General features: G+C 63.3%; 14 protein-coding genes. 4 read left to right on the forward strand and 10 right to left on the reverse strand.

What is annotated here, in order from left to right; translation table 11 throughout:
- Positions 1 to 442: 442 nt before the first annotated feature.
- Together NKH43_RS09070 and NKH43_RS09075 are read right to left on the reverse strand one after the other, a co-directional pair.
- Positions 443 to 865, reverse strand: a complete 423-nt coding sequence (locus NKH43_RS09070) for a hypothetical protein (protein ID WP_352857620.1) — start codon at positions 863 to 865, stop codon at positions 443 to 445.
- Complete coding sequence (locus tag NKH43_RS09075) at positions 838 to 1242, reverse strand: recombinase family protein (RefSeq protein ID WP_352857622.1); 405 nt, start codon at positions 1240 to 1242, stop codon at positions 838 to 840. The genes NKH43_RS09070 and NKH43_RS09075 overlap by 28 nt, the downstream gene beginning before the upstream one ends.
- Positions 1243 to 1458: 216 nt before the next feature.
- Here NKH43_RS09075 and NKH43_RS09080 point away from each other — a divergent pair, with 216 nt between their 5' ends.
- The 4 genes from NKH43_RS09080 to NKH43_RS09095 all read left to right on the forward strand — a co-directional run bounded on the left by NKH43_RS09080 (position 1459) and on the right by NKH43_RS09095 (position 10706).
- On the forward strand, positions 1459 to 2745 hold the full coding sequence (locus NKH43_RS09080; protein WP_352857624.1) for an ROK family transcriptional regulator: 1287 nt from the start codon (positions 1459 to 1461) through the stop codon (positions 2743 to 2745).
- 180 nt (positions 2746 to 2925) lie between these two features.
- Positions 2926 to 4128 carry an MFS transporter gene (locus NKH43_RS09085; RefSeq protein ID WP_352857626.1) on the forward strand — a complete coding sequence of 401 codons (1203 nt, stop codon included), beginning with the start codon at positions 2926 to 2928 and terminating at the stop codon, positions 4126 to 4128.
- A gap of 122 nt (positions 4129 to 4250) precedes the next feature.
- Complete coding sequence (gene cysK / locus NKH43_RS09090) at positions 4251 to 5744, forward strand: cysteine synthase A (protein ID WP_352857628.1); 1494 nt, start codon at positions 4251 to 4253, stop codon at positions 5742 to 5744.
- A gap of 243 nt (positions 5745 to 5987) precedes the next feature.
- Positions 5988 to 10706, forward strand: a complete 4719-nt coding sequence (locus tag NKH43_RS09095) for an alpha/beta fold hydrolase (protein ID WP_352857630.1) — start codon at positions 5988 to 5990, stop codon at positions 10704 to 10706.
- Positions 10707 to 10993: 287 nt separating this feature from the next.
- Here the strand turns inward: NKH43_RS09095 and NKH43_RS09100 are convergent, their stop codons facing one another.
- From NKH43_RS09100 to NKH43_RS09135, 8 genes are all read right to left on the reverse strand, one after another.
- On the reverse strand, positions 10994 to 11452 hold the full coding sequence (locus tag NKH43_RS09100; protein ID WP_352857632.1) for an alpha/beta fold hydrolase: 459 nt from the start codon (positions 11450 to 11452) through the stop codon (positions 10994 to 10996).
- 14 nt (positions 11453 to 11466) lie between these two features.
- Complete coding sequence (locus NKH43_RS09105) at positions 11467 to 11751, reverse strand: YjiS-like domain-containing protein (protein WP_352857634.1); 285 nt, start codon at positions 11749 to 11751, stop codon at positions 11467 to 11469.
- Positions 11752 to 11875: 124 nt separating this feature from the next.
- On the reverse strand, positions 11876 to 13117 hold the full coding sequence (locus tag NKH43_RS09110; RefSeq protein WP_352857636.1) for an NAD(P)-binding domain-containing protein: 1242 nt from the start codon (positions 13115 to 13117) through the stop codon (positions 11876 to 11878).
- 88 nt (positions 13118 to 13205) lie between these two features.
- Entirely contained in the window at positions 13206 to 13790 is a 585-nt protein-coding gene (locus tag NKH43_RS09115; RefSeq protein ID WP_352857638.1) for an OsmC family protein, read from the reverse strand.
- A 1282-nt stretch (positions 13791 to 15072) separates the two neighbouring features.
- Positions 15073 to 16548: an amidase gene (locus tag NKH43_RS09120; protein WP_352857640.1), complete on the reverse strand. Its 1476-nt coding sequence runs from the start codon at positions 16546 to 16548 to the stop codon at positions 15073 to 15075.
- Positions 16549 to 16571: 23 nt separating this feature from the next.
- A complete protein-coding gene (locus tag NKH43_RS09125) occupies positions 16572 to 17531 on the reverse strand; it encodes a cyclase family protein (protein WP_352857642.1) in 960 nt (319 codons plus the stop codon).
- Positions 17528 to 18307, reverse strand: coding sequence for an ATP-binding cassette domain-containing protein (locus NKH43_RS09130; RefSeq protein ID WP_352857644.1), 780 nt, complete (start codon positions 18305 to 18307; stop codon positions 17528 to 17530). The genes NKH43_RS09125 and NKH43_RS09130 overlap by 4 nt, the downstream gene beginning before the upstream one ends.
- A gap of 3 nt (positions 18308 to 18310) precedes the next feature.
- Positions 18311 to 19366 carry an ABC transporter permease gene (locus NKH43_RS09135; protein ID WP_352857646.1) on the reverse strand — a complete coding sequence of 352 codons (1056 nt, stop codon included), beginning with the start codon at positions 19364 to 19366 and terminating at the stop codon, positions 18311 to 18313.
- Positions 19367 to 19392: the final 26 nt, after the last annotated feature.

A 19392-nucleotide genomic window follows, 5' to 3' on the forward strand; every position in this document is an offset into this window, starting at 1 on the left:
GATGCAAGTGCCGGCGGGCAGGGCAGGGCAGGGCACCGGATCCGATGGCACGTGGCCGGTTGGGTTCGTTGCCGGTTAGGGTAAGCTGCTCAACGCCAGACTGACTCTTTCAGTTCGAGGAGCGGACCGGCTGGGGGCGAGGCCGCCGGAATAGCCGACTACAATGAAGACCGTGAGGGGAGACCGTTGACGGAGTGGGTGAAGCCCTCCTCAAGGCCGAGGTTAAGCCTGATCAAGACCGGGAAGCATATTTCCGGAACGAGACAGCCTCGAGTTCATGCGGAGAACGCTCCCCGGTCCATAACGGCGAAGCTCGCTCTCAACCGTGACGCACTAGACTTCGAGCACCTGCGTCAGCATGGCGGCAGCGGCGTCGGATCATCGTCGCGGTTGTCCGGAGTTCTTGTGTCCTGTTGGTGTCCAGTCGACTTCGAAGACCAGGTCAGCCACCGCTGGCATATTGGGTTATCGTGATGAATCGCTGGCGCACAATCTCGACCCGTCCTTGGGGCCCTCTGATATTGCCTTCCAGAAAGTCGTCGAAATCTGGGGCTGCAAGCATGTCTTTGAACTGGTCGCCGATATAGGTACGGACCTCCTGTTCGGCGCCTCCCAGCTCAGCGACCAACTCTTCTCGGCCATCGACGATCAAAAGTATGTCCTCGGCATCTCGGCTAAAAAGCCGATCGTTCCCACCTCTGCCGAGATATGCCTCCAGCTTCGTCGCGACGAAGAGTGCCGGTGTTAAGAGGCGGATGATGAGCTTATCGTCCAACGGACAATCGACCGCCGTCTCAATACTCGCTTCGCGGCTGTACTCGCTTGCCATCACCCGTTTCATGGTCTTGAGGATTGCAGAGACCATGCTGCCGTCGTTCTCGAATTCTTCGCCGCAATATTCCACCGCGACGCCTGCATCACGACAGATAAACTCGTAATGAGCGGACTGGTCCGTATCCGGAAAGCGCCCCAGCGGCTGACGTCAAGAACGAGGATTGCCGAGAAAGTCTTTTGGCCAGTCATGACATCGGCCAGTAACTGCTTCAGTCCGTCGCGACCTCTTATGCTCAGGCCGCTTTTCCCAGCGTCTTCGTAGGTTTGGACGATAGTGTATCCGCGCCGCTCCGCGTACTCTCTAATGGCCATCGCCTTGTTCTCCAGGGAATAGAGTTGATGTTCAGTGGACATGCGAATGTACTGCGCCGCACGGATAGGGGGCGCTGTCTGCAACTCGAAAGCCATGGTGTCTCCTTGGGCTTGAACAACCCCAGAGACACGAAATGTCTTTCAGAACTCTGTCGCATTCGGTGAATTCCCCACTCGGCGGCCCGCAGATCTCAGTGTCTTTGAACATTGGCGACGCATCTTGTCTGGCAATGCACGAGTTTGTTGCCTGCTCGCACAAAGTGCTCGAAACCGGTAAGGTCCTGGGTTAGAAGAACTGGCAGGATGCCCCTTATGAAAAACCCGACGATGGACGATACCGACGATGGGCGCCCGAATGGCGGACGCAGCGCTCTGTTCACGCCGCCCGGCGATGCGTCCGGCGCGGAGCGGGTTTCGCGCCGGCGCAAGGCGCTGCTGTCGTCCTCGATGGTCGGCTCGACCAATCGCGGCCGTGTGCTGCAGGCCCTGTTCGATCTTGGGCCGACGAGCAGGGCTGAACTGGCCCGCCTGGCCGGGGTCAACCGCACCACCATTTCCGGAATCGTGCAGCCGCTGATCGACGATCAGGTGCTGGTCGAGAGCGAGCCGGTTCCTCCCAGTCCGGGCGGCGGCAAGCCGGCCCGGCCGCTGTGGTTTTCGCCCAATGCCCGTCCGATCTGCGGTGTGCTGCTCATGCCGGATTCCGTGCATGCCTGCGTGGCGACGCTCGACGGCAAGATCGAATCGGAACGCAAGATGGCCCTGCCGGACGGCAGGGGTCCGGTCCGGCCAATCATCGAGACCATCGCCGAATGCGTCGGCGACACTCTCTCCAGGGCGCGGCGCACGCCTCTCGGGATCGGTGTTGGCGTCGGCGGCATGGTTGACACCGATCGCGGGTCGATCGTCGCTGTCAATCTCGCGCCGGCGCTCGACCGCTACCCGCTTGCCGACGAGCTCGGGCGACGCTTCGGCCTGCCGGTCAAGCTCGACCATCATCCGCGCGCCTTGCTGGTCGGTGACCGCTGGTTCGGCGCCGGGCGCGGCGTGAGGCAATTCGCGGTTGTCTACACGGGCGAGGTTCTGGGCGGCGCACTCTATTTCGACGGGCACCTCTATCGTGGCACGGCAGGCGCAGGCGGCGAACTGGGACACACTTTCGTGCAGCTCGACGGCGAGCCCTGCCGCTGTGGCAGGCGCGGCTGCTGGGACACCATCGCCACCTTGAGCTGGCTCCGGCGCGAGGCCGCCCGCGCGGCTCTGCCCGAACCCGACCTGATCGACTCGGCCCGCCTCGTCGACATGGCGGCGCGGCGGCTGCCGGGGGCGGCTGAACTGCTCGACCGCTATGCCCGCAACGTCGCCGTCGGCATCGCCAATCTCCAGCAGACGGTGGCGCCCAACATTTTCATCATGCATGGCGATGTCGTGCTGGGCGGCGATCGCCTGCTGGGCGCAATCGCGGAGCATGTGCGCAGCATGGTTCCGACACGACCGGGCGGCGCCATCGAATTCATTGCCGGCGATGCAGGCGACCGGGCCGCCCTCGTTGGCGCAGCCGGTCTGGTGATTTCCGAGCTGCTGCAGCTTCCGATCTAGTACCGCCGTTTCCACGGCCCGCGTTGGAGCTTTCCACGCTGACGCACACGCCTGCTTCCATACCGCTGGCCGATGACAGCCTCGAAGAGGTCGTTCGAGGGCAGGAACATGTCGAATCGTCAATCATTACCAACTGGAGGCAGGGAGGTTCCCGACAGCGCAAGACGGCTACGCGGCCTGTTGGCTGCGGCCGGCGCCACGACCGCCATGGCTTTCGGATTTGGCAGCCTGGCGCTCACATCCGTCTTCATCAGACCGCTTGAGGCGGAGTTTGGCTGGTCGCGAGCCGATATAAGCCTTGCCTACACGCTATCGAGCGTCGGCATGGCCCTGGGCGGGCTGTTCTGGGGCCGGCTTGCGGACCGTTTGAATATCAGAACACTGCTATTCATCGGCTCGGCCGGCATGGTGATCGCGCTCGCCGCGCTTTCCTTCGCCACTTCGCTCTGGCAGATCTATGCGGCCAACTTCGCTTTGGGCGGGCTAGGTTTTGCCTGTCTGTACGCGCCGGTACTTGGCGTAACCGGACTCTGGTTCGACCGCCGGCGCGGCCTGACGATAGGGATCGTCACAGCAGGCGGAGCCCTTGGTCAGGGCATACTGCCCTACGCCGCAAATGCATTGATCGACGGTGTCGGCTGGCGCCTCGCATACGCGATCATAGCTGTGGCGACGACGGCTGCGCTGGCGATCTTCATGCCGGCGGTTCAGGCGCCGCCCGTAGATCGGATCCTTGCCGCACCGGTGCGTTTTTCAGCGACGCCAGGCTTCCAAGGTGGCCATCTTTCCCCGGTGACGCTGCTATCTGCCGCAGCCTTCCTTTGCTGCGCCTGCATGGGCGTCCCGCTGATGCACCTCACGAGTTTCGTCACGGCCGTGTGCGGGTCTTCGGATGTCGGATCGCTTAGCGTGTTGATCGCCATGCTGTTCGGCGCCATCGGGCGGATCGCATTCGGGCTCCTCGCCGACCGGGCAGGCAACCTTTCTGCCTACGCCCTGGCGTCGTTTATTCAGACTGCATGCGTTGCGATTTTTCCCGCGCTGGGCCAGCAAGTGAGCCTGCTGGTGCTGTCGGCGGTTTTCGGCTTCGGCTTTGCCGGGAACATGACATGCCTGATCCTCTGCGTGCACCAGTTTGCGCCAGCCGAACGCTTTGGTCAGTCACTCGGCATCGTCATGCTGATCGCCTGGGTGGGCATGGGCGTGGCCGGCTATTTCGGCGGGTTCGTCTATGACCGCTTCGGCAGCTATGGGCCCGCTTTCCTGGTGGCATCTGTCGCAGGCGCGGCCAATCTCGTGGTTCTGGGCGTATTGGCGGCATCATCCGGCGCGAGAGCGCAGTTCCCATGCGGCCGCCTTGCGGATCCTGCGATAAGCCGCTGATTCAAACGTCGAAACTCCGCTTAATTCCACGTTGGTTCGAACGCTACAAACCACGGCCGTCCTGCCAACCTCAGAGATCGAAGAGGGCGGAGCACCGTCATCACCAGGCAAGGACAGCTGAGATGAGCAGTATCTACGACAGCATTCTCGACACGATCGGCGACACGCCGGTCGTTCGCCTTTCCCGCATCAACAATGGTGCCGCTTCGCTCTATGCCAAGATCGAGGCGTTCAATCCTGGCGGCTCGGTCAAGGATCGTCTTGCCGCCGCGATCATCGAAGAAGCGGAGAGTTCCGGTACACTTCGGCCTGGCCAGACGGTGATCGAGGCGACGAGCGGCAACACGGGCATCGGACTTGCCATGGTTTGCGCGCGGAAAGGCTATCCTCTCGTCATCGTCATGCCGGAGAACGCCAGCCTCGAACGCCGCAAGCTGATACGTTTCTTCGGTGCCAAGGTCGTGTTGACCCCTGCCGTCGAGCGCGGCAGCGGCATGCTCGCCAAGGCGGTCGAGCTGGCCGGAGCGCACGGCTGGTTCCTCTGCCGGCAATTCGAGACGCCCGTCAACGCCGATGTCCATGCCCGCACGACAGCGCTCGAAATCATCGCGGCATTCCAGGACCGTCCACTCGACTACTGGGTCACCGGCACCGGGACCGGCGGAACACTTGCCGGTGTGGCGCGAGTGCTCAAGCGCGAGCGGCCGGAAACGCGGATCATAGTCTGCGAGCCCGACAATTCGGCGCTGCTGTCGAGTGGCATTCCTCAAACTTTCGACGAACAGGGGCTGCCGACTCGGGCGCATACTCGGTTCCGGCCACACCCGATGCAGGGGTGGAGCCCTGATTTCATTCCGCAGATCGTCGGCAAGGCGATGGCTGATGATCTTGTGGACGAGATCATACCCGTTTCAGGCGCCAGCGCTCTGGAAACCGCGCGCCGGCTTGCGACGGAAGAAGGAATACTGGCGGGCATCTCCGGCGGAGCAACTTTGAGCGGGGCACTGGAAATTGCTCGACGCGTCGGCCCGGGCCGGAACGTGCTCTGTATGTTGCCTGATACGGGTGAGCGGTATCTCAGCACGATCCTGTTCGATCACATCAGCGAGGACATGTCGCCCGCCGAAGAGGCGATCTCTCGCTCCACACCCGGCTACCGCTTCGACCGGCCGCCGTCCTTCGCCCTTTCATCGGCACCCGTAAACGAAATCCAAATCGATCAGTCGGCGCCTGCGATGGTCGACAAGGCGATCCATGATCCGGAGCGTCCGGTGGTCATGTTCGCGCTGACATGGTGCGAATTCTGCTGGACGGTAAGAAAGCTCTTCGACCGTGCCGGAATCGCCTACAGGTCCATCGAAATCGATACTCCGGAATTCCAGAAGAACGGCCTGGACGGGGAAATCCGCAAGGCCCTGAGGGCCCGGATCGGTTCGCCTACAATTCCGCAGGTCTTTGTCGGCGGCGAGCATATCGGTGGCTGCATGGATACGCTTGCGGCCTGGCGGGACGGCACGCTCGCCGCCCGGCTGGAGTTTGTCGGCGCAAACTACACGCCCGGCGCATGCGCAAATCCCGAGAGCCTGCTGCCTCGATGGGTGCGCGCGGCAGCGTGAGATCCCGCCTCCGGGTCTTTTCAGAGTGCCGTCGCCACCATCAAGCGAGCGGAACGGGCGTGATCCCGTTCCGGCTCGGCTTTCATCTGTACTTGTCCGTGTCGGCCTTGTCGGCCTTCCCACCAAGAGAAGAGCAAATCAGCGCAGGCGGAAACCTCGCGCTCCGGAAACGAACGCTTTCGGCAGCGGCACGGACTTGATACAATCCATCGCTAATTTAGCAGGCGCACTAGGATCAACAAAGTGTCGCTCGAAATTCGCGTTCTCGGAGATCTGACCGTCCTTCGCCTTGGCGAGGTCGTTTCCTTGCCGCCTTCGAAAAAGACGCGGGCGCTGCTGGCCTATCTTGCGCTCGTAGAGCGCCCGCAGCGGCGCGAGCGCCTTTGCGAAATGTTCTGGGAGATACCGGACGATCCTCGCGGCGCCCTGCGCTGGAGTCTCTCGAAGATCCGACAGGTCGTCGACCTCGGGGACGGCGAGATCCTGCAAGCCGACCGCAACGCAGTTCGCCTGAACACCAGCGAAATCGTGCTGGACATCGCGCCGCTCCGCGGCCTTGGCACTCGCGACATAGAGGCTCTCGAACGGGAAAAGCTGGAAGCCCTCGCCGGAGCGTTTCGCGGACGTTTCCTGGATGACCTCTCACTGCCGCGCTGTCCGGAATTCGAAGCCTGGCGCATTGCGACCGCCGACGAACTGCACGTGACGCATCTGCGCATCCTTCGGGTGCTAGTCGACCGGCTGGCGGATGAGCCGGCGCGGGCGCTTCCGTACGCCCATGTCCTGCACGGGCTGGAGCCCGGAGACGAGGCTCTTCGAGCAGACATCCGTCGGCTGAGCGAGGCAGCACGGCAATCCGCCATGGTCCAGAGCCGCGCCTCGAGAACGGACACGGAGGTCGCTCCCGCCGGTGAGAGCGTCACTCCGACCCAGGTTTGGCCGGGGGCGGAGATACAGCTCCCCCCTGCGCCGGAGCGGGTCCTTGCGCAGGAGATCCGGCGGTGCACAACGCCCGACGGCGCGCGCCTCGCCTATTCCTTGAGTGGTCAAGGCCCCCCTTTGGTAAGGGCCGCCCACTGGATGTCCCATCTCGAGCTCGAATGGGACAGTCCGGTATGGAAGCATTGGATCGAGGGCCTGTCCGCGCACTACCAACTGATACGCTACGACCAGCGCGGGAACGGCCTATCGGATCGGTATCCCGCCGACCTATCCTTCGAGGCCATGGTCGCCGACCTGGAGAGCATCATCGATGCGGCCGGTCTGCGCCGCGTTTCCCTGCTTGGCATTTCCCAGGGATGCGCCGTTTCGATAGCCTATGCCGTCCGGCATCCTGAGCGCGTGGCCGGGATGGTGCTGTATGGCGGATTTACCAAAGGCTGGCGTAAACGGGGCAATCAGCGCGAAATAGCCCGCCGCGAAGCGATGGGAGCGCTGATACAGGAAGGCTGGGGCCAAGACGACCCGGTGTTCCGGCAGATGTTCACCTCTCTCTTCATTCCGCAAGCAACGCCGGAACAGAGGAATTGGTACAACGAGCTGCAACGCAATACCGTCTCGCCCGAGATTGCCCATCGCATCTTCGAGGAAGGCGCCGTCATCGACGTGGACGAGCTGTTACCGCGGGTCCGCGTTCCGACCCTGGTGATGCATGCCACGAGGGACGCAGTCATTCCGTTCGATCATGGCCAGGCGATGGCTGGGAAAATCCCCGGCGCGCGTTTCGTCGCGCTCGACAGCGTCAACCACGTGCTGCTTGGCCATGAACCGGCATTCGCGACCTTCGTGGAAGAAACGCGTCGTTTCCTCGCCGACCCCGAACAGACGCAGCAACTGGCAGGCCCTCCGGCGTCCTTGGGAATCAACCGCTCTCGGCAGTACATAACAGTGCTGGCCGCGGAAGTGATCAGTCCCGTGCATCTCCTCGAAACGGCGGATCCGGAAGTAGCAATTCGCGAATTCCAGCCCGTCGAGGATCGGGTGATAGAAGTCGTGGAAAGCCACGGCGGCGTCGTCACGTCGGCTGCTGACGGGACAATCACCGCAGCATTCGGCCTCGCTCGCGCCACCGAGGATCACGCTTATCTTGCGTGCCGCGCCGCGCTTGCGGCCAAGCTGGCAGTGGAAGAGCTTTCCCAGGGCGGGATCCAGTTGAGGGCCGCAATAGACACCGGCGAGGTGATCGTACGGCAGCAATGGACGACCGAAGCCAGCAAGGTTGAACTGGCCGGAGCCGCGCCGCGTGCAGCCAACCGGCTGATGCGTGCCTTGCACCGTGCGACGATCGCCGCGACAGGCCGAGCGCGCGCAGCCGCGGGGGGCTATGTGCAGATGCACCGCTTGGCGCATTCGGAGCATCCGCACCTTGGCCGCGACGAACGCATTTACGAGCTGTTGGGCGAAAATTACGCGCTGTCGCGCTGGCACCTGAGGGCCAACCGTGGCCTCACCGGACTGGTGGCGCGCGAGCTCGAGCTCAAAATCCTTCTTTCAACCTGGCGCAGGGTCAGGGAGGGCCACGGCCAGGTCGTCGGGATCGTCGCCGACCCCGGCATGGGCAAGTCGAGGCTTGCCCATGAATTTCTCTCCCTCGACGAGGTGGCTGGTTTTACTGTGCTTGAATGCGGCGGTCTGGAGTTTGATACGTCAGTTACTCTGGGCGCTGTAAAGAAACTGCTGCTCTCGGCTTGTGGCATTCGCGGCGAAGACGGCCTGGCGGAGGCCCAGCGCCTGTTTGCCTTCAAACAGGCGGAGCTGAACCTGGATCCACGTCACACGGCGCCGCTCTCCTTCCTCGCGGACCTGCCGATCAACGATTCTTCCTGGCAGCATCTCGATGCGCGAGAGCGGACCTCACGGGTATCCGAGGCGATGAGCGCCTTTCTCGTTGCCTTGAGCCGGGCCGCGCCCGTAGCCGTGCTTATCGAGGATCTGCACTGGATGGATGCCGAGAGCGAGGCCGTAATGAACAGGCTGGTCGAAGTCATGGGCGCCAACCGTATCATGCTGCTCGCCACCTACAGGCCGCAGTACCGGCACGAATGGAACCGCCGCGGCTATTTCCAGCAGATAAGGCTCGAGCGGTTCGCGCGGGACGAAATGGAGCAGTTCCTCACCGAATTGCTGGGATTCGATCCCAGTTTGGGGGAACTGCGGAAATCACTTGCCGAGCGGGCCGAGGGCACGCCGCTATTCCTGGAAGAAATGGTGCGCGGACTGGTGGCGGACGGCGTCCTTGCCGGCCAGTCGGGCCGCTACGAGCTCACGAGACCGGTGGAATCCATCACCATCCCGTCGACGGTTCAATCGCTCATCGCCGCACGCATCCAGCAGCTGGGTGACTCGGAAAGGCAGGCACTCCAACTCGCTTCGGTTATCGGCAAGAATGTTCCGTATCCGCTGCTGCGGGCGCTCTCGCCGCTCTCGGAGGCGGAGCTGGAGGTATGCCTGGCCAAACTGCAGACTTTGGAATTCCTGTTCGAGGTCCAGAGCTATCCTCACGTGGAATATACGTTCAAGCACGCGCTGACGCTGAAGGTGACCTACGAATCCCTCCTGGCAGAGGACCGAAAAAGGCTGCATCGGGCTGCATTGGTTGCGATGGAAAGACTCTATGCCGGATCGCTGAACCACCACATCGAGCAACTGGCCGAACACGCGCTTCGTGCCGAGGCATGGGAACCTGCCGCGGATTATCTGCTGCAAGCGGCGGGTCGGGCCGAGGAACGCTCGGCCTATTCCGCCGCGGTCCAGTTCCTCGAAAGCGCCCGCAAAGCGGTCGCCGCGTTGCCCCGAAATCCGAAAACCCTCGCCCAGGCGATCAACCTGCGGGTGCGGATGCGGCCCGCCTACGGCGCCCTCGGTGCCTATCGGAAGGTGCTGCCGCAGCTGTTGGAAGCGCGCGAACTGGCCATGGAACTGGGCGATCCGCAACTCATTTCCGACGTGTTGCTCCACTTGAGCTATCTCAACAGCTCCCACGGCCGCTATGAGGAGGCGCTGGAACCGGCCGATACACTCAAGCGCGGCGCGACGGCAAACGGCGTGCAGCGCTGCATAAGCGAGTCGGATCTGGCCGCCTCACAGGCGCTTCTGATCCGCAGCGAGGCGCGGCAGGTGCTGGAGCGGCTTGTTCCGCATGAGGAGAGATTCACCAAAGCTTGGCCTCTTGAGCGTTTCGGACAGCTCGGTGCTCGTGCGGTTTGGTACCTGGGGCACCGCGCGCAGGCGGAAGCGCGCCTTGGCCGGTTCGACGATGCGGAGCGCTCGCTTGGCGAGTTGCAGAAGGTCGCCGCCGAAGTGGCGCGCCCGATCGACAGCTGCGCGGCCGCCTATTTCACCGGTGTGGTGGGCGTCCTGCGCGGGCCCGAGCCGACGCTTGTCGAGGCGCTGCAATTGTGGTCCTCCGAAGCCGCGACCAGTGGATCTATCCTACTCCGGCCATGGCTGTTGACGGTGCTCGGGCATGCGGAATTCCTGCTAGGCCGCAACCACGACGCGGGCGCCACCTTGGAGATGGCGGTGACCGAGTCTGAGCGGCTCGATCTTGCCCAGTTCGAATGTCACGCGCGCGCTGTACTCGCATGCGTGCGTGCGCGCCTCTGTGAGCCGGAAGCCGCGGCCAATCTCGGCCATGCGCTCGAGCTTGCACGGGGACGCCGCGATCCGTGGAGCGAGATCGTCGCACTGCGCGGCCTTGCCGAGCTGAAAACTTCCAGATCGGCCATTAGTTGGCTCGAACAGGCCTGCAGCCTTGCCAGGCGGGTTGAACTACGGCCGGAGCTTGCCCGCTCCTTGCTAGCTCTCGGGCTTGCGAAGCGGCGCGGCAAGATCGCTGGCGCGGATGCCACTCTCGCGGAAGCGGCCAAGCTCTACACAGAAATGCAGATGCGGGAGGATTTCTTCGAAACGGAGGATCCGGCCGGAAATATCGTGCGCGATCGCATAGCCGCCACGGTGTGACTCCTCCGCATCCACGCAGTTGCCTCGAAGGTTTACGCTGCCTGTAGGGCAGGCAAGTTGCGGTCACGCAGCTCGCGCATGGGTCAGCAGCGCCGGGAACAATCGCCCAATCGCGGCCGGAATGCGGAAACCAGCTCACGGATGATGAGCCGAGTCGGAACTGGTGCAACTTCGCCGCACAACACCAAGACCCGAAAGCCAAATCGGGCATATTCCCGAGCCGGCATGGACGTGTGGAAGTCGAGCCTGCTCCGCAGAAACTGTACGAGTGCAGTCTGAAGTTTGGCTCATCGCGTCGAAGGTGCCGGCTCCGCTCCAGTGGTCGATGAAACGAGCTGTCCGGAGAGATGGCTACCGCCGATCAAGCCGTCGTGTATCGCGCTGCGACCGCCGGCATTCGCCGAGCACCTCGTGGCCCTCAGAGTCCAGCTTACGCTGCCGGCGAAAGGCAACGGTTCATAAAGGGAGAGGCCGGCCAGCCGGTCTTGACGCATCGCCGCTGTATGCAGGGCCAATCCACCGCCATAGGAATGGCCAACAAGATGCACTCCGTCATGGTGGTCGATCATCTCCAGGACCCCGGCGGCTTCGTCGGCCAGATGGAAAGCGCCGGCGATAGTCCAGGTGCCGCCGCCCGGCGCCCCGATCAGATCGGGTGGGATGAACCGGTATCCGTCATCGAGCCGCTCCGCCAGGTTGCGCCATTGCCGTCCGCTGCCGCCGGGAGCAGTACAGGACGATGACAAGCGCGTGGCACACCTTAGCGAGACGCAGAACGTCGATACGTCATCGGATGACCTCCCCCTTCGCGCTCAAAAACGCCTGAACGCGTGCTGGTATCACGCCCAGCAAACCAAGTGATCGAGTTGATTTCGAAGCGGGTGATGCCGACGTCGCGCAGGACGTAGTCCGGCAGCTCATGAAGCTGTCGACGGTCCCGCTGGATGCGAATGAAACGCCAGACTGCGGCCAGCATTGTTCCGCCGGCCCAGCGCAAACCTCGCGTTGTGGTGAGCGAGAGGGATGGGTTCACCATTGCACTCATTTTGATTTTCTCCATGGTTGCGGGCGCTGACTACGGCGCCAGTGGAGCCCTTGTCGTGGTCGGGCGTGAGCGTCAGCGTTGAAGTCAACGTCGATTTTTGCCGCGCCAACGTTGTATTCGACGGTCAGGCCGCGGCTCGGCGGGAGGCGTCGAGAAACATTGCCATGTGAGCCGCCAAAGCCTCGGCATCGCGGCCGACGCCATCGAGGAAGCTGGAGCTTCGATGGCGCATGAAATTGAGGCCGAGCACGTAAAGTCCCGGATACGAGCAGATGCCGCCATCGTTCAGGATTTCGCCCCGGGTGTCGAACACATCCAACTTCAGCCATGAGTATTCGCGGCGATAGCCGGTGGCCCATATGATGGTCTCGATACCCTCGTCGGTGAGGTCGATTTCGGTCGGTTCGGCGCTCAGGATCAGGCTCGGAATGGAACCGGGATCGATCGAGTCACGACCCTCGGCGACGGCCGCGCGGTCTGTGTTGGCCAGTACGCGCCTCAGTGTGCGTTCCGCCGCCGCGGTCGTGTCGGCGAGATCGCCATTGAACCGAATGCGTGTATCGCAGGCGGCAATGGCTCGACCGACAAGACGAACGCCTTGCTCCTGAAGGCCGGCGAGATCGAGCGACCTGCGCTCGGGTGTCCCTATGAGCTGCAGCGAGGGCTGCCGCCGTGCCGCGGCGAGATCCGAGACTTCGGCGACGGGCTTGACAAGCGCTCCCAGCCGGTCGAGCCACCACAGGATGTCATGCCCGCGATATAGCCTAGGCAGGCGTGTATGGCTGCCGACCGACAGGGTTACCGGGCGCCCGGAGCGATGGATCTCCTCCGCAAGTTGTATTCCCGTCGCCGAGGCTCCGGCCACGAGAACGCCGCCCTGAACCAGTTGCCGAGGATTGCGATAGTCTCGCGGCACGATCTGCCTGATACGGGAGGAGATGTGCTTTGCGATTGATGGAATTCGGGGCCGGTCGCTGTTTCCGGTCGCGACCACGACCGCACGCACGCTCCATTGGCCACGATCGGTCAGCAGCCGGAAGCCTCCCTCGATCTTTTCGACCGAAAGCACCTCCACACCGTCCTCTACCGGCGCGGTGATCGAGCACGCGTAATCCTCAAGGAACCCGACGGTCTCGGCCATTGTCATGAAGCCATCGGGATCGGCCCCGCGATAGCCGCCGCCGGGCAGGCGCGTCATCCAGTTGGGCGTCAGCAGGCGCAGCGAATCCCACCGTTCGCTGCGCCAGCGCTCCGCGATCCGGCCGCGCTCCAGAATGACGTGGTAGATTCCGCGCTCGGACAGGCACCGGCTCATGGCGAGACCCGCCTGTCCGGCGCCGATTATGGCTACGTCTGTACGCTGCATGGATTCGCGCCTCGTAAGCAGGGGCAACAGATCGCCGGCGCCATCCTTTCCAGGACGAGGCCGGCGATATTGCTCTTGCGGACCGAAGTCAGCCTTTGACGGCAACCGAGACCGGCACGCCGTTGGTCAGCACGTCGAACACGGCGGAACGGGTGCGCGACTGAATCACGATTTCCTCGAGCTTCTCAGCGGGAGCATCGCCCTTGATCTTGAAGGAGATACGGATTCCTTGGTAGCCGTTGCGGACCTCATTCGAGATGCCGAGGATGCCGCGAAGGTCGATGTCGCCTTCGACGGTCGATTCCACCTCATGCAGCGTCACCCCGCGCACGGCCGCGATGTTCGCGATGCCGGCCGTGAGGCATGAAGCAAGCGCGTGCAGAAGATATTCGACCGGCGTCGGGCCGTTGTCAGTGCCGCATAGGACGGCTGGATGGTCGCTGTCAGCCCGGTAGGCCGTCTTGTGAGACTGCTCGGTGCCGGCGCCGAAGAAGTTGACCATCGTGCTGCTGCTGTGCGTGCCGGCAATCCAGCGGCTTTTGGCACGGAACTGGAACTTGGCAAGCTCGGGCTGCCCCGCGACGGCGTTGATGGTGGCCAGAAGGGTGGGCGTGTCGACGCCGTTCCTTGGCTCCCGCGGCGCCTTCTTAACGGCAGACTTTTCCATGATCATTGTATCGTCGTGCATGTCATTCACTCCTGGGTTCGGATGTTGCGCGACCGGGATCGTCCCGGACGGCTAACCCTCGGGCGGCAGCGTTTGACGTGCAGTGGGAACGACAGTGGGAAAACGAGAGGTTTTTTGCGTCAGCCAACGGTGAGCCGCGCTGGTCTGCAGTCAGCAAAACGACGGGCCTTCAAACGCTTGCTTCGCCGCCACGCTGCGATCCTCCCGTAAGCGCCGAGAAGGCGTCACAACCGAAACCACAGGAGATCAGACCATGTCTCGTTCGTTTGGAATGGATACCCGCCCGTCCTCGACCGACTGGGCAGTGATAGTTCGCGGGCCAAGCAAAGCCAAGGTGCTTGCCCATATCGCGAAGACTCACACATACGCGAGCACCCTGAATCGGCACGGCCGCGAAAAAACCACATGAGGCTTGTTGCGGCGGGAGTGCCGATCGGCCCCCTCGACAACACTTGTCGGAATAATGTTTTCGGTCGACGTCCAGCCAGGCAAAGAAGACCGCGCCCGAACACGTCCGGCGAATGTCGGGATTTTCGCTCGACGCATGCTTCGAGGAGCCAGCCCGCACTCGGGAATGACCGCATTACGATCAACTTGCGTCGTGCCCGGTCTTGCCCAAAATTCCCGCCCAACCTGAGATTGCCGCTCTGTCCGGTTTCAACTCGGTCACCCGAGTTGGAGGTGGTGGCTCCAACGCCGAGGTCGTCGACCGACACGCCTCCCACAGAAGTCGATGTGGTCGCGCTGGATGACCTCGCAGTCAGGTTGGCAACGGCCTACCAAGCTGCTTCGCCAACTATTCGCTAGTCGGGCCAGTTCTCATCCCGTTATCCGCCTGTTCGCTTCTCGGGTTCGCGGTGGGTTTCCGACGTACGCCCGCCGATGCGAGCTCAGTCGACGAGGTGAATACTCTTATCAGAGGAGCTGATGTGGGCTGCTGACTCAACGTAACATATGGCGGGCTTTGCTTAGCACGCCGACCAGTCCGGTAAGGGGGTCTGCCTCTGGCGATTACTTAGTTCAGGCAAGTATGTATCAGCCCGCACTTGCGGGCCGATATCAGCGTATCAGCCCGCACTTGCGGGCCGATATCAGCGTATCAGCGGCCGTGGAACTCGAAATCCCAGCCGAGGGCCGAAGAGAGCGGCGGAAAGCTGATGTGCGAGGGAGATCGGTACCCCCTTGAGGCCTATTTTTATGCCACCAGCGTGAACCCATCCTTCTCTCAGATTTATGGGTTCACGACCTTGGGTATTTCGACACCCAACTATCCAGCGAGCCCCGGATAGCTTGGGAACCAGGGCTGCATGCGTTCGAACTGAGCCGCCAACGCCAGAACGGTTTCGTCGGCGTGCCGCCGCCCGATGATCTGCAGGCCGACCGGCAGGCCCCGCGCCGTAAGGCCGGCCGGAACCGAAATCGCCGGGTGGCCGGTATAGTTGATCGGATAAGTCATGCACCAGCCGATCAGCGGATCGACCGCCTCGCCATTGATCGATGTCGGCCCGATCGTGTTGCCGTCCGTGGCATTCTTGACGGGCGGAACGGCCAGCGTCGGCGAGACGATCAGGTCATGGGTTTCGAATACATCCTCGAGGCCCTCATGGACGCCGGTGCGCAAAAGATCGTCGAGCGCATGGTCGATGGCGGACACCTTGTAGGCGCCCTCCAGCATGGCGAGGAACTGCGGGGTGAGCACCTTGGCGTGCTTGCCCATCAGGTCGATGCCCTCCTGTTTCAAGTACACGGCGATGGCAGCATAGTGGATCGAGATCGTGCGCACCCAAAGCGCCGCCAGTTCCTTGTGATCGGCCCTGAAATCGAGCTCGACCTCGTCAACCTCGATGCCACGTCCTCGCATGACATCGACGGCACGGGCAACGACGGTGGCGACCTCAGCGTCCACCGGGAAATTGCCTAGTCGCGGGCTGTAGGCGACGCGCAGTTTCGGCGTCCACCCGGCAACGGCGCCGACATAGTCGACGCCTTCATCCGCCAGGCAGAACGGGTCGCGGTTGTGTGGCCCGGCCATGATCTTGGTCATCAGCGCGGCGTCCGCAACGGTGCGGGTCAGCGGTCCGATATGGACCAGAGGATGTCCCCACAGGAAGGCGTCGGGGCGAGTCACCGAAGGAATGCGGCCGAAAGAGGGCTTGAAGCCGACGGTGCCGCTGAACGAGGCGGGGATGCGGACCGAACCACCGCCGTCCGTGCCTTGCGCCAGGGCCGCCATGCCGTCGGCGACCGCTGCCGCACTGCCGCCGGACGAGCCGCCGGAATTGTAGCCGATCGCGAAGGGCGTGCTGGTCGGCCCGAAGCGCAGATTGTCGGTGATGCCCTTATGGCCGAACTCCGGCGTGTTGGTCTTACCTAGCACGATGGCGCCTGCGTCGAGCAGGCGCTCGACCGCCACGGCACTTGTTTTGGGCACCCGGTCGTGCACCGCCCACGACCCCATTGAGGTCGGCACGCCGGCCATATCGTCGAGGTCCTTGATGCCGACGGGGACGCCATGCAGCGGTCCAAGCGGACCGCCTGCCATCACGGCCTTTTCGGCGGCCCGCGCAGCTTCCATCGCCTGGTCGCCGAGAACCAGCGTATAGGCGTTGACCACCGGGTTGCGCGCCTCGATGCGGCGCAGATAGGCCTCGGTCACTTCAACCGGCGACAGGTCGCGGCGCCGGATGCGCTGGGCCAGTTCCGTGGCTGGCAGGAAACAGATCTGGTCGTCTGCAGAAGTCATAAGCCGTTCCACCTTGTTGGGTGCTATTTGATGAACACTGGATTTGCCGCGCCGCCGGTGCCCTTGCTCACTTTGACCGGACTGGCGCAGTAGAAGCCTTCGTAGCGGCGGTCCGAGGCACAGTCGGCGGCCAGCAGGTCGAGCGATGCCATTTCGGTGAACGCCACGCCCAGATTGCGCATCAGCGCGGCGTGCAGAACCAGCATCAACCCGGTCTCGGGCTCGTAGGTTGTCTCGTTGGCCAGTGTGTCGGTAACTAGACAGGGGATCTGCATCTCGTCGAACCAGCGCACGAGGTCGAGGCTGAAGGTCAGTCCGGGTTCCCAATATCCATCGCCGACGCACTGGCTTCCCGCCGCCAGTGCGCCGACCCAGCCGGTGCGAACGAGAAGGATGCTGCGCGGCAGGATATCGACCGCCTGGGCCCGGGCGCATTCCATGAGGTCGCGATGCGTGAATGTTTCAGCGCGCTCAAGGGCCGGTTTGCCGCGGAACCGGGCAATGTCGAGCAGCACGCCGCGTCCGACGATCCCGCGCTCCGCGATCGGCATGATGCTGGCCTTGGTCATGCCGCCATTGGTACTGCTTGCCGCGAAGCCGTTCCAAAGCGTGTCGTCGAACCACATGTGGCCGAGCGCGTCGCAATGCGTGCCGGCCTGTGCGAAGCCGGTGATATAGTCGTCTGCGAATTCGAGGCCGCCGGCAAGCGGTTGCCAGTGACCGTTCGCGAAGCCGGCCTTGTCGGCGACCATGAAATGCTTCGCCGGCCAGCGGCCGGGAAAGACGGCATCGCCCTCAGAGGTCCCGACCGGCACGCCAAGGGTGAAGGTGCGGCCGTCCCGCACCGACGCCAGGCCGCGCTTGACCTCGTCGGCGGTCAGATAGTTGAGCGCTCCGATCTCGTCGTCGGCACCCCAATGCCCCCAGCGGCTCGGCGCATTGCCCAGCAGCCGGCGCAGCGTCATCGTTTCAGTCGCGCTCATGCTTCCGCCTGCGCGGTCGCCGGCTGCCTGGCGCCGGTGATATAAGCGACGACGTCCTCCATGTTGGTGCCGGAACTTGCGAGATCGGCGACCTTGCGGCCCCTGCGCATCACCACCACGCGGTTGCACACCTGCCAGAGATGATCGAGATTGTGGGTGACCATGACGATCGTCAGCCCCTGGGCGCCGAGTCGTTTGATGAGGTCGAGCACCTCACGGGATTCGCGTACGCCGAGCGCCGCGGTGGGCTCGTCGAGCAGCAGCAGCTTGTGGCCCCAAAAGGCACCGCGCGCGATCGCCACCAATTGGCGCTGGCCGCCGGACATGCGATCCACCGGTTTGCTGCGCACCCCGGGGATATCGATGTGCAGTTCCTCGAGGCCGCGCATCGCGATGTCGCCCATCGATTTGCGGCGGATCCAGCGCAGCAGCGCCGGGCCGCGGCCAAGCGCGATCTCGCGGCCGAGAAAGAAGTTTTCGGCGGCAGTGAACGTGCCGATCAGCGACAGGTCCTGATAGACCGTCTCAATGCCGAGGCGTTGCGCTTCGGACGGCGGCGACAACTTTTGCGGCCGCCCTTCGAGGATCACGTCGCCGGAAGTCGGATCATGCGCGCCGGCCAGGATTTTGATCAGCGTGGACTTGCCGGCACCATTGTCGCCAACGAGGCCGAGTATGTCGCCCTTGGCGATGTCCAGCGAAACGTCATCGAGTGCCTGGATGCCGCCGAAGCTGCGGCAGATCCGGCGCAGGCTGAGCAGCATCTTCTGCGCCATGGCCTATCCCCTCGCATAGCGGCGGCCAATACCGCCGAGCGCTACGGCGACGACGAGAAGGCAGCCGGTGAACAGGAACTGAGTGAAGATCGGCGCGCCGATCATGGCCAGCCCATTGTTGCCGACGGCGACCGTCAGCACGCCGATCAAGGTTCCGAGGATATGGAACTGACCCTCTCGCAGCGCCGCCGAGCCGAGGAAGGCGGCCGAGAACGACGTCAGCATGAAGCTGTCACCCGCCGTCACCTGGCCGGAGCCGAGATTGGAGGCCATCAGCACGCCACCGATGGCAGCACAGGTGCTGGCAATGGCGAAGGCAACGATGCGGCTGCGATCGACGGCGACGCCGGCGCGGCGCGCTGATTCCGGGCTGACGCCGATGGCCTTGATGTGTTGGCCCTGCACTGTTCGGTTGAGGATCACCCACAGCAGCACAAGCACGACGGCCATGATGATGACGAGGTGCGGCACTCCGGCAATCCGGCCGATCGCGATATTGGTGAATTCGCGCGATTGGGTGAGCTGCAGCGGAATTCCGCCCGAATAGGCGTAGTTCAGCCCGACGACGATGGTGCCCGTGCCAAGCGTGGCGATGAAGGCGTTCACCCCGATCTTCGAAACGACAATGCCGTTGACAATGCCGATGGCCGTTCCGAGGCCAATGACAAGGAAGATGGCGGGTAGGATCGGCAAGCCACTGCTGCTCAACAGCCCGACCACGAGCAGCCCGCAGAAACTCGCGACATAGCCGATACTGAGGTCGAAATCACCGGCGACGAGTGGCACGGTGAGGCCGGCCGCGACAATGGTGCCGATCGCCATGTCGTTTACGATATTGCGAAAATTGCCGATGGTTGCGAAGGTCCCCGGCTCCAGCACCGAGAAGACCCCCAGCATCGACGCCAGCACGATGATGGTACCGTAGGTCCCAAGCAGGCGCATGAGCAACGCGCGCCGATGTCGGGCATTGGGCGAGGCATAGCCGGTCTGCGTTGACGGCAGGACGCGGGGCGCCTCTGCCGGAGCGTGGGTTTCGGGCAGGGAATGATCAGCGGACATGGCGGCTCTCATGACAGCACTCCGGC

This window comes from Mesorhizobium sp. M1163 (genome assembly GCF_040318415.1).
In the GTDB taxonomy this organism is placed as follows: domain Bacteria; phylum Pseudomonadota; class Alphaproteobacteria; order Rhizobiales; family Rhizobiaceae; genus Mesorhizobium.

Coding starts and splice junctions, on each gene's coding strand:
- NKH43_RS09135 (WP_352857646.1), bottom strand. CDS start 19,366: ATGTCCGCTGATCATTCCCTGCCCGAAACCCACGCTCCGGCAGAGGCG.
- NKH43_RS09070 (WP_352857620.1), bottom strand. CDS start 865: ATGGTCTCTGCAATCCTCAAGACCATGAAACGGGTGATGGCAAGCGAG.
- NKH43_RS09130 (WP_352857644.1), bottom strand. CDS start 18,307: ATGGCGCAGAAGATGCTGCTCAGCCTGCGCCGGATCTGCCGCAGCTTC.
- NKH43_RS09080 (WP_352857624.1), top strand. CDS start 1,459: ATGAAAAACCCGACGATGGACGATACCGACGATGGGCGCCCGAATGGC.
- NKH43_RS09075 (WP_352857622.1), bottom strand. CDS start 1,242: ATGGCTTTCGAGTTGCAGACAGCGCCCCCTATCCGTGCGGCGCAGTAC.
- NKH43_RS09115 (WP_352857638.1), bottom strand. CDS start 13,790: ATGATCATGGAAAAGTCTGCCGTTAAGAAGGCGCCGCGGGAGCCAAGG.
- NKH43_RS09105 (WP_352857634.1), bottom strand. CDS start 11,751: ATGAGTGCAATGGTGAACCCATCCCTCTCGCTCACCACAACGCGAGGT.
- NKH43_RS09110 (WP_352857636.1), bottom strand. CDS start 13,117: ATGCAGCGTACAGACGTAGCCATAATCGGCGCCGGACAGGCGGGTCTC.
- cysK (WP_352857628.1), top strand. CDS start 4,251: ATGAGCAGTATCTACGACAGCATTCTCGACACGATCGGCGACACGCCG.
- NKH43_RS09125 (WP_352857642.1), bottom strand. CDS start 17,531: ATGAGCGCGACTGAAACGATGACGCTGCGCCGGCTGCTGGGCAATGCG.
- NKH43_RS09120 (WP_352857640.1), bottom strand. CDS start 16,548: ATGACTTCTGCAGACGACCAGATCTGTTTCCTGCCAGCCACGGAACTG.